The organism is Actinocatenispora comari, assembly GCF_017312725.1.
Taxonomy (GTDB): domain Bacteria; phylum Actinomycetota; class Actinomycetes; order Mycobacteriales; family Micromonosporaceae; genus Actinocatenispora; species Actinocatenispora comari.
The window spans coordinates 1-13864 of sequence record NZ_BOPO01000096.1; the positions used below are offsets into that span (position 1 = coordinate 1).

General features: G+C 69.9%; 15 protein-coding genes. 8 read left to right on the forward strand and 7 right to left on the reverse strand.

From position 1 onward, the window contains the following. From NUM_RS23955 to NUM_RS23970, 4 genes are all read right to left on the reverse strand, one after another. Positions 1-191 (reverse strand): helix-turn-helix domain-containing protein (locus tag NUM_RS23955; RefSeq protein ID WP_207122467.1); only part of this gene is annotated, 191 nt, incomplete at its 3' end. A 256-nt stretch (positions 192-447) separates the two neighbouring features. After that, on the reverse strand, positions 448-846 hold the full coding sequence (locus NUM_RS23960; protein WP_207127179.1) for a hypothetical protein: 399 nt from the start codon (positions 844-846) through the stop codon (positions 448-450). A gap of 124 nt (positions 847-970) precedes the next feature. Next, positions 971-1285, reverse strand: a complete 315-nt coding sequence (locus tag NUM_RS23965; protein ID WP_440588076.1) for a DUF6980 family protein — start codon at positions 1283-1285, stop codon at positions 971-973. Positions 1286-1332: 47 nt separating this feature from the next. Continuing rightward, positions 1333-1602 (reverse strand): hypothetical protein, encoded by a 270-nt coding sequence (locus tag NUM_RS23970; RefSeq protein WP_207127181.1) that lies wholly within the window; start codon positions 1600-1602, stop codon positions 1333-1335. Positions 1603-1805: 203 nt separating this feature from the next. Here NUM_RS23970 and NUM_RS23975 point away from each other — a divergent pair, with 203 nt between their 5' ends. The 8 genes from NUM_RS23975 (at position 1806) to NUM_RS24010 (ending at position 9874) form a co-directional block, all read left to right on the forward strand. Next, complete coding sequence (locus tag NUM_RS23975) at positions 1806-2258, forward strand: hypothetical protein (RefSeq protein ID WP_225918812.1); 453 nt, start codon at positions 1806-1808, stop codon at positions 2256-2258. Between the two features lie 342 nt (positions 2259-2600). Continuing rightward, positions 2601-4190, forward strand: coding sequence for an FtsK/SpoIIIE domain-containing protein (locus tag NUM_RS23980; protein ID WP_207127182.1), 1590 nt, complete (start codon positions 2601-2603; stop codon positions 4188-4190). Continuing rightward, positions 4187-4450, forward strand: a complete 264-nt coding sequence (locus NUM_RS23985; protein WP_207127183.1) for a hypothetical protein — start codon at positions 4187-4189, stop codon at positions 4448-4450. Before NUM_RS23980 ends, NUM_RS23985 begins: the two co-directional genes overlap by 4 nt. Positions 4451-4461: 11 nt before the next feature. Further along, positions 4462-5247 carry a DUF2637 domain-containing protein gene (locus NUM_RS23990; protein WP_207127184.1) on the forward strand — a complete coding sequence of 262 codons (786 nt, stop codon included), beginning with the start codon at positions 4462-4464 and terminating at the stop codon, positions 5245-5247. Next, entirely contained in the window at positions 5244-7058 is a 1815-nt protein-coding gene (locus tag NUM_RS23995) for a replication initiator (RefSeq protein ID WP_207127185.1), read from the forward strand. Before NUM_RS23990 ends, NUM_RS23995 begins: the two co-directional genes overlap by 4 nt. A 35-nt stretch (positions 7059-7093) precedes the next feature. Then, positions 7094-7402, forward strand: coding sequence for a helix-turn-helix domain-containing protein (locus tag NUM_RS24000; protein WP_207127186.1), 309 nt, complete (start codon positions 7094-7096; stop codon positions 7400-7402). A gap of 2 nt (positions 7403-7404) precedes the next feature. Next, positions 7405-8679, forward strand: a complete 1275-nt coding sequence (locus tag NUM_RS24005) for a tyrosine-type recombinase/integrase (protein WP_225918813.1) — start codon at positions 7405-7407, stop codon at positions 8677-8679. A 355-nt stretch (positions 8680-9034) separates the two neighbouring features. Further along, the gene (locus NUM_RS24010) at positions 9035-9874 is read left to right on the forward strand and encodes an HAD family hydrolase (RefSeq protein ID WP_207127187.1); all 840 of its coding nucleotides are present in this window, start codon (positions 9035-9037) and stop codon (positions 9872-9874) included. A gap of 136 nt (positions 9875-10010) precedes the next feature. Here the strand turns inward: NUM_RS24010 and NUM_RS24015 are convergent, their stop codons facing one another. From NUM_RS24015 to NUM_RS24025, 3 genes are read right to left on the reverse strand one after another with little or no spacing between them, the layout of a single operon-like run. Then, positions 10011-11759 (reverse strand): IucA/IucC family protein, encoded by a 1749-nt coding sequence (locus NUM_RS24015; RefSeq protein ID WP_207127188.1) that lies wholly within the window; start codon positions 11757-11759, stop codon positions 10011-10013. Between the two features lie 52 nt (positions 11760-11811). Continuing rightward, positions 11812-13098 carry a lysine N(6)-hydroxylase/L-ornithine N(5)-oxygenase family protein gene (locus tag NUM_RS24020; RefSeq protein WP_225918822.1) on the reverse strand — a complete coding sequence of 429 codons (1287 nt, stop codon included), beginning with the start codon at positions 13096-13098 and terminating at the stop codon, positions 11812-11814. Between the two features lie 5 nt (positions 13099-13103). After that, entirely contained in the window at positions 13104-13799 is a 696-nt protein-coding gene (locus NUM_RS24025) for a GNAT family N-acetyltransferase (RefSeq protein ID WP_207127190.1), read from the reverse strand. Between the last annotated feature and the right edge of the window lie 65 nt (positions 13800-13864).

Below are 13864 nucleotides of genomic sequence, written 5' to 3' on the forward strand. Positions count from 1 at the left end.
CGGCGGTGGGGTGCGCTGGGCCGGTCGAGTAGACCGGCTGGTCCTTCGGCCTGGTAACGGCGTTTCCACTTGGTCAAGCAGGCGCGAGACACGCCGGCTTCCGCGGCAACGTGGGCCAGCGGTCGGGTGGCGCACCGCTGGATCAGACGCAGCCTTCCGGCCGGTGTGAGTGGGGCGTTAGCGTGGGTCACGAGGGGTAGGTCCTTGCTGGCAGAGACGGTTGGTCGCACTTCCATCCTGCCGCCGGGACCTACCCCTCCCTCATCGCCAGGCCGGTGTCAACAACCTCACGAACCACAACAGCTAGCCGTCCCCTTGGAGACCAGCGGATGAGTCCCCTACCCGGAAGGCTCGTCCCTGGTCACGTGATGTCGTCCTACCGGCGACCGACCCGACTCGTAGACAGCTCTGCCTCTCGGCTCCTGAGCGGCACCGCTGGCGGTCTTGTCAGTCGTCGTACACCTGGTCGGGGTGCAGGTAGCAACGGATGTCGTCGCGACCGTCAAGGGCTCGCGTGTCGACGTCCTTCGGGTCACGCTCGGCCCGGTCGGCAAGATGCTCGACCAAGGCTTCTGCTTCTGCGCTGAGCTGCTTGAACCGGCGAGCCGTGTGCCCGAGGCACAGGCCGGCCAGACCCAGCAGCTCGTTTCCCGCTGGCGCACTGGTCCCGACCCGGACGCAGCATCGTTGGATGAATGCGAAGTCATCGTCGTCCAACGCGCTACCAACCAACGCATCGGCGGCGTCAGCGACGTCTGTCGGATCACGAAGCGCGCGCTCGATCGCCTCCTCGACCACGTCATGAGGAAGGGCAGGCGGGTTGAAGAACGATCGATGAGTGTGCATCGCCGAGCAATCTACATCGGACGGGTCGCCCCGGTCACGAGGTCGTTCTATCCGGCGGCCGGCACAACTCGTGAACAGCTTCGCCCTCGGCCCCTGATGACCTTGGCGGCTCATCGGCCCGTGGCTAGTGCGGTTCCGCCGAGTCGGACTTGAGCCACCGGTCATCCTCGAACTCGGGTGGAAGCTCGTCCTCCCATGGGTCGATCCCCCGGCGCTCAAGCTCGTCGAACCAACGATCGCGCTGCGACTCGGGCAACCGGCGCCCACACCACGGACAGAAGTCGATGATGCTGCTTGACCGGCCGCCGTCGTGGATGATCAGCCCGTACTCCTGAAACCTCGCACTGAACTGGACCAGCGCATCCGGGCAATCAAACGGGTCCTCGTGGTCCTCGCAGGTCACGTTGGCGTGCCTGTCCATCGCATCGCAACAGTGCATGCCTAACCATCGCCCACGGCCGCCATCCGGCGCACCTTGCCGTCAGCTCAGTCCGCTCTCGACCGGCTGCGCTGCGGGACGGTGCCGCGGGCTCGCGAGAGTTGGTCGTAGGAGCGGCGGGCGTTGATCAGTTCGGAGATCGCGTCCTGAAGTTCCAGGATCACGGAGATCGTGACGCGGTCCCATGCCGGCGGCTGCGGCATCGACGGCGGCCAACCAAGCGGTACGCCGTACTCGTGGAGTAGCGCGAGCGCGTTCGTCGCCCGTACTGACGCCGCGCGCAGGTCGCTCTGTGCCCGACGTAGCTCCGTCTTCAAGCTTGGTCCCCCCACGGCTTCATTCGAACACAGGTTCGAACAACGCCGCAACCAGGGACAACGCTCGGCGGGCGCGACTCGGACACAACTGGTCGTGCTGATTGACTTGCATGTACAAGATGGCCGTGCCTACACTTCGCGCATTGGTCAAGCGGCTCTAGCTTGATCGGACAACCGGTTCAACGATGGAGGTTGAGTAGGCAATGGCTATCCAGATGGGGCTGCGGGTCGAGATCCCGTCCATTGCGGCGTTTCCGAACAACGCGCTGTTCCTCGGCGTGCGGGCCGAGACCGACTTCGACAAGCGCGGGCAGGGCGACGACCAGGCGCGCGACAAGCAGACCGGCCAGCGCGTGTGGACGGTGACCGCGATGGACCTCGATCCGGACGCGGCGAAGTTCGGCCGGAACGCGCAGATCAAGGTCAAGGTGCTCGCCGAGCACCAGCCGGTACCGCCGACTTCGCAGATCCCCGGCTACCCGCCGGTGATCGAGTTCGAGGGCTTGCAGTTCACGCCGTACGTCGACGACAAGAAGTGCCGCGCGCCGCAGGACGGCCGGCAGCACAAGTGCAAGGCGCAGCAGACGTACTCGTTTCGCGCGACCGGCATCCGTGCCGCCTCGACCCTGCCCGCCGCCGACGGTTCGGCGGCCTGACCCTCACCCGTTCATGAGGCGCGGGGCGGCCCTGCTTGGCGGCTGACGACCGCCCCGCGCTTCTCCTGCCGTACAGGAGGAAACCAGCATGTCACGCGACGCTGATTGGCGTTCGTTGATGGGCACCCGGCTCGGTGTGCCCGGTGAGTTGTGCACCTGCGGCCGTCAGGCGGTCGAGGTGTTCTCGACCGAGTTCGGCCTCGTGGGTTACTGCGGGGTCGCCGACGGCGGTAACGACGTGGGTCCGTGCCCGTTCTGCTCGTCGCCTCGGAAGCACTTCGACGAGTCGGGGATTCCCGTGCGATGCCCGCAGTACCGGCTGCGTCCGGGCGGTGAGGTCTGATGGCGGCGCGTCGTGAGCCGCAGTGGGTGCGGTTGCAGTCGTCGGTGTTCGCCGTGCCACGGTGGGCGCTGCTGCTCGGGCTGATGTTCCGTGCGCTGTTCCGCGCCGTCCGGTTGGCGTTGCGGTACTGGCGGGTGACCGGCCCGGTGGTCCTGCTGATCTGGCTGGGCTGGCGGGCGGGCTGGCAGGTCATCCCGATCGTCTTCCTCCTGGCTGCGGCCGGACTGTCGGGCTGGCGGATCGGGCACCGCAACTCGTTCGGGGTGTGGGTGAAGTGGCCGTGGCTGTCGCGGTGGCGCCGCTGGTGGCTGTATCGGCGTGGCTGGGAACCCACCATGCGCGGCTGCGGCCTGTCCACCGCGCACGGGTCGGTGCAGTACTGGCCACCGATCCTGTCGGTCAAGTCCTCCCCGGCCGGCGACGTCGTTCGCGTTCGGCTGCTGCGGGGTCAGACCCCGGATACCTGGTCGGGCAGGTCGGCGGAGCTGGCGTACGCGTTCGGCACGCGGCTGTGCCGGGTGTTCTCCGGCCGCATCAACGTCCTGCCCAAGATCCGCGCGGGTCGCCTCGGTGTCTTGCTCGCCTGGTGGGACCGGCGGCGGTTCGGCCGGGACCGCCCGACCGAAATGACCCTCGTGTTCGTACGCGGTGACCTGCTCGCCTACGCGGTCCCCGCGATCGGCCCCGACTCGATCCCGCGCACGCCGGACCTGTCGTGCCTACCGGTCGGGCTGCGGGAGGACGGCTCGTGGCTGCGGATCGTGCTGGAACAAACGCATGTGCTGATCGCGGGCGCGACCGGGTCGGGAAAGGGGTCGGTGATCTGGTCGATCCTGCGGGCTCTCGCGGGCGGTATCCGGTCGGGGTTGATGCAGGTGTGGGCGATCGACCCGAAGGGCGGGATGGAACTGGCCATGGGCAAGAGGCTGTTCTCCCGCTTCGCCTACTCGTCGCTTCCCGAGATGGCAGACGTCCTGGACCAGGCCGTCGAGGTCATGCGCGAGCGGCAGACGCGGCTCGCCGGCTCGGTCCGCCAGCACGTTCCGTCCCCGCAGGACCCGACCATCGTGGTCCTGGTCGACGAGCTGGCCGCGCTGACGGCGTACCTGACAGACAAGGACCTCCGCAACCGGATCGAAGCAGCGTTGGCGGTGCTGCTCTCGCAGGGCCGGGCACTGGGCGTGCATGTGATCGCGGCGGTGCAGGACCCGCGCAAGGAGGTCGTCAAGTTCCGCGACCTGTTCCCGACCCGCGTCGGGCTGCGGATGACCGAAGACGAACAGGTCGACATGGTGTTGGGCGCAGGCGCCCGGAAGCGGGGTGCCCTGGCTGACCAGATCCCGGCCAGCCTGCCCGGCGTCGGGTACATGGTCCTCGACCAACGGCCCGAACCCGTCCGGGTGCGGTTCACCCACGTCACCGACGACCACATCCGCGACATGAACACCCGCTACGCCACCCCAACGCCGGCGCCGTCCTCAGCGGCTCCGGTACCCCCACAGCGCACCCCACCTGCCGGCGGGAACGGGAACGGGTCAGGGCCGCTGCCGGTGGAGCTGTTCAACAAGCTGCGCGGCGGTGACCGATGACCAGCATCGAACGCCGCGCGGCCCGGCTGTGGCGCATCCGGGTCCCCGGCACGCTGCTGTCTGGCACGGCGGTCACGGTACGGCTCGACGCGAGCGAGACGGATGCCCGGATGTGGGTCGCGGTCGGCGCCGGCCACCGTCGCCTGCCGCTGTCGGTGTCGGAGGCGTGGGCGGTGTTCAAGCTGCTCGGCGAAGCTCTGGACGTCACCGGCGATCCGCCCGAGTTCGTCCGTACTCCTGTTACCCCGACGAGCCGATAGGGAGGGTCGTTGTGTCTGCTGGATTGAAGATGGAGAGCGCGGCCCGGCTGGTGATCATGGGCGTGATCGGGGTCATGGCCGGGGCGGCGTCGTTCACGCACATGCACGACTGGACGATGCAGAACGCGCCGCACGGCACGCCGGAATGGTTCGGCTGGGCCAACGCGGTCGTCTCCGAACTGACTCCCGCGCTGGCGCTGCTGGAATGGCGGCGGCGACGACGGGCCGGCGGCTCGATCGGCTACCCGGTGGCGCTGCTGGTCGGCTCCGGGCTGCTGTCGCTGGCGGCGCAGGTGTCGCAGGCCAACGCGTCGCTGTCGAGCAAGGCACTCGCCGCGCTACCCGCGATCGCGTTCACCCTGCTGATCAAACTGGTGTTCTCCAGCCTGCCCGGCAACGTGCACGCGCCGCGCACGGCGACGGCCGAACACCTCACCGACCACGACGAGACCGACGCCACCGCCCACCATGATCACCACATGGCTCGGGTGTCGCCCGACGCTGCCGACCTGGATCAGGCGCCACAGCGCACTGCCAACCACGGCGATCAACCAAGCGCGCCCGCCCACGACCAAGAGGTACCAGCCACGGTGGGCGGCCCAACGCCGGTCGCCCGCTTGTTGCCACCGTCGCCACCAGCCGAACGCCATGACGAGACCGTATCGGCCGCAAACACAGACCACATCGGCGATTCGGCCGCTCCCGCGACCGCCCGTCCGCTCGCGGCCCGTGTCGTCGCACCGGCCCGACCGGTCGTCCGTGTCAACAGCTCCGCGAGGGAGGTGCCGTCTGTATGACCACCGTCAAACCCACGGCTGTCGTCCTTCCGGATCTCGGGCAGGAGGACACGCCACGACCAGGAACGCGCGCGGCTCGGTTGTTGCAGCCGATCGCAAAGAACATGGCCGCCGAGCTGGCGAAACAGTTCGGGGTGTGCGTCAAGCCCGTGTGGCTGCGCCGCACCAACACCGCCACCGGCGAAACCGAACTGATCTCCGTGCCGTGCGGCGCCACGTCGGCGGCGAAGTGTGAGCCGTGCGCGGAAGCGAACCGGCGACTGCGGATGCAGCAGATCCGCGAAGGATGGCACCTCACCGACGAGCCCGTCACCACCCCCGACGCACCCACCGACGAGCAGCGGGAGCTGGTCGAGTACCGCGCCGTCCTGGAATTCGCACGGACCTCGGTCGTGATGGCCGCCGAGTGGGACCAGGTCGCCGAGCTGGACACCGAGATCGACCAGGTGGACGAGCAGATCACCGCCGCGGGCATCCGCGGCTCGGTGCTGCCCGGCGGCAGGAAGGACGGCACCGACGGACAGGAAGCGGCGCCGGCACGGAAGCGGTCGACCAAACGCCGGCAGGACGCCCCCGACCTACCCCGGCTGCCCGTGGCGAACCGAACCATCCCGCACCCGCACATCGGCACCGACGGGCAAGAACATCGGGACTCCATGTTCCTGACGCTCACCCTCGGCTCGTACGGGCCAGTGCACTCCGCCTACTGGCGGCGCGGCCGTACCCAGCCGTGCGAGTGCGGGGAGTTGCACGGCCAGCATGACCCGCGGCTGGGTACCCCGGTCGACCCGGACAGCTACGACTACCGGGCCGCGGCGCTGGACGCTATCCACTTCGCCAAGGTCATCGACCGGTTCTGGCAGAACCTGCGCCGCGCCGTCGGCTGGAAAGTCCAGTACGCCGGATCCATCGAAATGCAGAAACGGCTCGCCCCGCACGGACACTTCGCGGTGCGTGGCGCGCTGGCCCGCAAGCTGGTCAAGCAAGTCGCCGCCGCCACCTACCACCAGGTGTGGTGGCCCGCCCATGACCGGCTCGTCTACGACCCCGACGGGCCGCTTCCCGTCTGGGACGCCGATGCGTTGGCCTACCGCGACCCCCAGACCGGGGCCGCGCTACCCACCTGGGACGAAGCGCTCGACGCCATCGACGACGACCCCGACGCTGAGTCTGCTCACGTGGCCCGGCTCGGCACAGTCGACGTCAAAGGCGTGCGCGGCGGCTCCGACAACGCCGAGAAGACCATCCGCTACATCACGAAGTACATCGCCAAGGACATCACCGACGCGGTCTCCCCGGACTCGCGGGCGCAGGAAGACCACATGGCCCGCCTGGCGGCCGAGCTGCAGGTGTTGCCGTGCTCGCCGACCTGCCCGAACTGGCTGCTCTACGGCATCCAGCCCAAGAACGCCAAAGCCACGGCACGGCCGGGACGGTGCAAGGGCAAAGTGCACCAGCGGCGCACCCTCGGCTTCACCGGCCGACGCGTCCTGGTCTCCCGGCAATGGTCGAACAAGACCCTCACCGACCACCGCGGCGACCGCAAAGCCTGGGTCAAAGCACTCCTCGCCCTTTCGACAACCGGCGACGGCAACGGCGACCAGGCCGACGGCGCCGAGCACGACCAGGCGGACGGGCTCGACCGGTTCGAATACCAGCTCGCCTCCCGCGATGATCCGGACGTGCCACCGCCGCATGTGCACTTCCTGCGCAAGATCGCGGAACGGCAGGCCTGGCGCGCGCAGCTCGACGCGGCGAAACAACAAGTCCTGCAACGACTTTCGGCAACGCATAACGGGGCTGCGGCATGAGTCCATTGGGAGACAACACAATGACGGTCATTCGGATGTCTGATCAATCGGAGGTTGATACGCAGCGGACCAACGTCCCCGGCCACGTGGCCGACGTCGTCAACCTCGGTGAGTACCAGCGGGCGACGCTCACCGTGCCCGGGCTCGCCGAGCTGCTGAACCTGAGCGTCGGTACGACGTACCAGTACCTTCGGCGCGGCGAGATTCCGGCTCGTCGGGTCGGTCGCCGGTGGGTCATCTCCCGACGTCGCATCGAGTCCTGGCTCGAAGACGTACAGGCGCTCGCACCGAACGACGGGCTTTCGGCAACCGGCACGGAGCCGTACCCGTGGGAGGTGCGGTAGCCGTGGGATGGGTGATGAAGACTCCGGCGGGATCGTTCCGCGCCAACTGGCGGGACCCGTCGGGCAAGGAGCGATCGAGAACGTTCAAGGCCGAGGATGCCGCGTACGCGCACATCGACAAGATGGAGTCGACGAAGACCCGCGGCAGCTACGTGGACGACCGGGCGCGGAAGGTCCGGTTCCGCGATCACACGGTTCGGTGGTTGAAGGGGCGCCACGTCGAGGCGCGTACCGACGAGCGCACGATGTCGTTGCTGCGCACGCACATCATCCCGAAGTGGGGTGGCTGGCGGCTGGGCAGCATCGATCACCTGGAGGTACAGGGCTGGGTGACCGAGCTCGGTCGCACGCTGGCGCCGGCAACGGTGGCGAAGTGCTTCGGGTTGGTCTCGTCCATCCTTGCCGCCGCCGTACGCTCGCGCATCCTCGACGTGAATCCCGCCGACGGCGTCGTCCTACCGAAGACTCGCAGCGGGCGTCGTGCGGTGGCGCTGACCCGCGCGCAGGTGTTCGGGCAGATCCTTCCGGCAATCGCCAGTCCGCATCACCGCATCCTCGTCTGGCTCGCTGCCGGTGCGGGTCTGCGCTGGGGCGAGTGTGCGGGGATGCCCTGGGGTGCCGTGGATCTGGACCGTGGCGTCCTGCACGTGGCTCAGGTCGCCGTGGAGACGTCGCACACCGTCGAGCTACGTCCGTACCCCAAGACGGAGGCTGGGCGCCGTACGGTCCCGATGGGCGCCGGCCTGTCGGCCATCCTGCGCGAGTACCGGGAGATGACCGGCAATCCGTCGGACCGTGACCTCGTCGTGTTGAGTCGCGTCGGCCGCCCGATGCGCCGGGCGAACTTCCGCAAGCGGGTGTGGCGTCCGGCGCTCGTCCGCGCTGGACTCCTCGGCGAGGTACACGAGGCGGCAGAGGGTCGTTGGCGCGGCGCGTGGCCTACAGCCGACGGCATCGAGCGGACGGCGACGTTCGGCAGCGAGCATCAGGCCGTCACCCACGTTGCGCTGCATGCAGCCGGCGGCCCGCGCTTCCACGACCTGCGCCACTCGTACGCGACGTGGTTGGTGAGCGACGGGCTCCCCATCAACGACGTACAGCGGGCGATGGGACACACCCGCGGGTCGACCACGCTCAACCTGTACACGCACCCGTCGGCGGGCTTCGAGGAGCGCATTCGGCGGTCCATCGACGGCGAGTCTGCTGACTTTTTGCTGACTTTTGGGTCCGACGACCCGGACGATGACGGCACGGCCGGGGTCCCACTCCCGGCCTGACCTGCGCAGACGTCCAATCGAAAAACGTCCGGGAATAGGGACGACCCCCGCCGGGGGGTGGCGGGGGCCGTCAGGGGGGCCGGCTCCGGGGGGGTCGAGCCGGGCCCGCTCAGCGGTCACGGGGGGTGCAACCGCCGAGAGTGTGGTTGCGAGCCGGAAGCGCCCGCCCCGGCCCGCACGTACCTACTCGTAAGGATGCCCGAGATCGAGGCGCGACGTCGAGTAGTAGCAGGAATCCGGCGCACGTACCTCCACCTTCAGGGTGCAACCGTTCGGCCACTCGGCGCCGCCCACCGACCGGGACACGAACCGACCGGCCGAGCGGAGTGTCGGTGGTGATGAATACACTCGGCCCGTGGGCTCGGGCGCCGCTTTCTTCGATCTCGACCGGACAGTGATCGCGACGTCGAGCGCTTTGGCATTCGCGCGGCCGTTCTACCGCGACGGCTTGTTGAACCGCCGCGACGTGGTCGCCAGCGGGTACGCGCAGGCGGTGTACAAGTTGGCCGGCGCGGGTGACGAGCAGATGGCGAGAATCCGCGACCAGCTGGCCACCATGAGCCGCGGCTGGCCCGTTGACCAGGTAAGACGGATCGTCGCTGGCACCATCGACGAGTTGATCGCGCCGTACGTGTACGCCGAGGCGCTGGTGTTGATCGAGCAGCACCGGGCGGCCGGGCGTGACATTGTGCTCGTCTCGTCCTCCGGCGAGGAGATGGTCCGACCGATTGCGCGATTGGTTGGTGCCGACGATGTGATCGCCACCCGGATGGCGATCCGGGACGGCCGGTTCACCGGCGAGGTCGACTTCTATGCCGCTGGGGAGAGCAAAGCGGTGGCGGTGCGGGAATTGGCGACCCGAAACGGCTACGATCTTGCGACCTGTTACGCCTACTCCGATTCCGTGAGCGATGTTCCGCTCCTGTCAACTGTCGGATATCCGACAGCTGTCAACGCGGATCGTGGACTGCGTCGCGTGGCCCGGGAGCGCGAGTGGCCGGTGTTGACCTTCCGGAATCCCGTTCCGACCCCGCTGACCCGCATCCGGTACGTGCTGAGCCGCCCGCCCGGCGGCCCCCTGGTGCCGATGGCCGTCCTCGTCACCGCGAGCGCCGCCGTCACCGCCGCGATCTGGTACACGCGGCGCCGCCGCCCGGCTGCCCGTGCCCTGCCGGCGCCGCCGCCCGGTCCCTGAGTCCCGCACCAGGTCTGCGACACGCAGGGCCCCGGGGTGGGGTCGGCACGCCGAACGCACCGACCCCGCCCGTCGGTCGCCACGATCACTGTGCTGGCCCGGAGAGCGACGACGCCGGGCCGAGCACAGGCGACGGTCAGGATTCCCCGTCGTACAAGGGATTCGGCACCTCGCCGGAGGCGCCGATGGCGTGCCGCAGCGGCCGGTCGGCGTAGCCGGTGACGAGCAGCCGGTCGGCGTTGAGCCGGTAGCGCGGGAACGTCGGCCCGAGCAGCGGGTACTCGTCGAAGCGGGCGGCGAGTTCCGGGATCTCGCGCTGCACCGACCGGACCACCTCGCGGACGATCGACCAGAACCGCGCCTCCGGTACGTCGAGCTGGTCGGCGCACAACGGTGCCAGGTAACGGAAGTGGCCGATCAGCACGCTGTCCACCACGTGCTGGGCGATCAGCTTCGGCGCCTTGCGCGGCACGATGCCGGCCGGTTCGGGCAGCCGCTCCGGTACCACCGTGTCGGACAGCTCCAGGTCGTCGACGAGGTCCTTGAGCAGCAGCCGGCGCGGCAGCTCGTCCGGGTCGAACGTGACGAGCGCGTTCTGTCCGTGCGGGTTGACGGTCAGCCCGTACCGGTAGAGCAGGTGGAGCAGCGGCCGCAGCACCGTACGAACCAGCGCCGTCAGCCACTCGGCGGGCGCCCGGCCGGAGACCGAGACCAGTTCCGCCAGCAGCGATCGGCCCGCACCGTCCACATGCAACAGTGCCGCGAGCGACCGGGCGCGTTCACCGTCCGCGAGGGTCGGAGTGACCGGCTCGCGCCAGATGCAGCCCAGCGTCTCCAGCTGCCGGTACGGCACCCCGTCCACCTCGGACAGGTACGGGTGGCGCACGGTCACCGAGGCGACCTCGCCGAGCAGTACGGTGCCGGTCAGGAACTCGTCGGCCGCCACCAGTCCTTGCACCCACGCGGTGAGCACCGGCGCACCGGCGGTGCAGTGCGGTGGGATCCCGCGCCACACCGAGGTGTTCAGGATCGACACCGGCAGCTTCACGTCGTACCGGCGGCGGTCGCCCAGGTTCGTCATGGTCCGGATCGACTGCTGCGCGAGGTACCGGTCCGGTGAGTCGCCGAGCGCCACGATGCGGCGCTGCGCGATCTCCCCCGCGTACCCGATCGAGAGGACCCGGTCCCACTGCCACGGATGCACCGGCAGCCACACGTACGCGTCCGGGTCGAGCCCGGCGTCGCGCAGTCCGGCGGCGAACCGCGCCTCGGTGGCCGCGCCGAGTTCGGACCTGCGTACCGCGTGTTCGGACAGGCCGGGGGTGCCGGCGAAGGTGGCGAGTCCGCGGTGGACGGCCACCCAGCGCAGCCGCAGCGACCGCCGGGACTCCGGCGCGTACCGGCGCAGATCGGTTGCACCGAAACCGATCCGACCCTTGTTCGCCACCAGCCACGGGTGCCCGGCGAGGTGGCCCTCCAGTTCGGCGTGGTCCAGGGTGCGCAGCTTGGCGACCGGCAGGTCGTCCGCGCTCGCGTCGGCGGCCAGGGTCGCGGACAGCTCACCGAGGTACCCGGCGAGCGTCGCCGCGTCGACGCCCATCGTCGGTGCCGCGTCCACGGCGAGCCGCTGCACGTCCCAGGCCGGTGCGCCGCCGCGGTTGCCGAGCAGACCCGGCGCGTACCGCAGGATCGAGCCCGGGTCGACGCGCAGCGCGCCGAAGGCACCGGGCCGGGCGGCGAACTCGTACCCGATGTCACCGGCCAGCTCGATCCGGTACGCCCCGGCGCTGGTCTCGGTCGGCGTCAGCAGGCCCTCGTAGCACCACTCGCCCAGCGCCTTCGCGGCGAGCCTGCGGTTCGCCGCGCGCCAGCGCTCGCCGTTCACCGAACACCGCCGTACGTCGGGAACGCGGTCCGCTCGCGCCAGCGCTGGCCGTTCACCGGACACCGCCGAAGGTCTGGAACGCGGTCCGCTTCGGCAGCCGGAACGCCTCCCGGCCGGTGATCGCGTTCAGGATCGTCGCCGACCGGTACGCGCCGATGCCGAGATCGGGTGCCGCGGCGCCGTGCGTGTGCAGCTCCGCGTTCTGCACGTACAGCCCGCCGGACACCGTTGGGGCGGTATGGATCCGGTGCTGGGCGTCGATGCGGTAGCGACCCTGCTCGTCCCAGTCGATCAGCTCCCGCACCGGGTCGAGCAGCGCCGGCACCTCGGCCGCGTACCCGGTCGCGGCGACGACCGCGTCGACCGCGAGCGTCCCGGTGCTGCCGGTGTCGGCGTGCGTGCAGCACAGCTCGACACCGTCGCCGGCCCTGGTCGCGTCCCGGACCGCGGTCGCCGGGTACAACCGGACCGGCGGCAGCGTGTCGTCCAGCAGCCGGTGGTAGAGCTCGGCGTGGATCGCGTCGATGGTCTCGCTGTCGATCCCCTTGTATAACTGCCACTGCGCGCCGATCAACCGGTCCCGTACCGCGGGTTCCAGCCGGTGGAAGTAGTGCATGTACTCCGGGGTGGTGTACTCCAGCACCAGCTTGGTGTAGTCCAGCGGCGCGAACCCGGCGGTACGGGTCAGCCAGCTCACCGCCCACCCGCGCTCGGGCTGCCGGCGCAGCAGGTCGAGGAACACCTCGGCACCGGACTGCCCGGAGCCGACCACCGCGACGTGCCGCACCTCCTCGCGCCAACAGTCCACGTACGACAGGTAGGACGCGGAGTGGATCACCCGGTCGCCGCGGATCTCCCGCAGCGGCGCCGGCAGTACCGGCCGGGTGCCGACGCCGAGCACCACGTGCCGGGCCTCGACCGTCCGTTCGCCGGCGGAGTCACGCAACCGCACCGTCCACAGCAGACGGTCCGGGCGCCACTCCAGCGCGGTCACCGTGACACCGAAGTGGGTGGACGGCAGCCGCTCCGCCGCCCAGCCGCAGTAGTCGGCGTACTCGCGGCGCGGCAGGTGGAACCGTTCGGCCACGAAGAACTGGTACATCCGGTCCCGGTCGGCCAGGTAGTTCAGGAACGACCACCGGCTCGTCGGCCGCACCAGGCTGACCAGGTCGGCGAGGAAGCTGACCTGCACCGTGGCCCAGTCGAACAGCACCCCGGGATGCCAGTCGAACCGCGGCTTCGCGTCGTACGCCGCGAACCGCAGCTCGGGCACCTCGTCGGCGAGCGCCGCCAGCGCCAGGTTGAACGGCCCGATCCCGACCGCCACCACGTCCCACATCTCGTTCACGCCGCACTTCCTTCCCGGTCGGCGCCCGCCATTCCGTCGTACGAGGTTCGATCCGCGCCGGCTGTCCGGAGTTCGGCCGGTCGCTCGGCGACCAGCAGCGCCGCGGTCTTGTCCGGCAGTTCGATCTCGCCGCGGTGCGCGAACCCGGCACGCAGAAACGCCCGTACCGAGGCGGCGTTGCGCACGTCGGGTTCGGCGACCACCCTGGCGCACTCCGGATCGGTGCCGAACAGGCCGTCGCGGACCGCGCCGAGCAGCGTGCGGCCGAGCCCGCGTCCGGTCAGCGCCGGCTCCCCGATCAGCACGTGCACCCCGAGATCGGTCGGCTCGGCCGGGTACGCGGCACCGACCGGTTCGGCCACCGCCCGGTAGATCTCCCAGTACGACACGGGTACGCCGGCGACCAGTCCGAGCATCGGCCGGGACACCGGCCCGGCGAGCAGGTCGGTGAGGTAGCCGCGCAGCCGGTCGGCCGGCCAGTCCTGCCGCCAGAAGCGGGCCACGTGCGGCCGGTTCATCCAGTCGTGGACCAGCCCCAGGTCGTCGTCGACCCGAACCGGCCGCAGGGTCAGGATGCCGCGCCCGGTCGGTACCGAGAACCCCTCCGGCAGTCGTCGCCCGACGTGGTGCCGCGCCGCAGCCGCCGCTCCGCCCACCGCGCTCGTGGTGCCCACCGCGCTCGTGGTGCTCACCGCGTCTCCCTCCGCGCTCGTGGGGCGCACCGCGCCTCCGACAGCGGTCGTGGTACTCGGCGCGG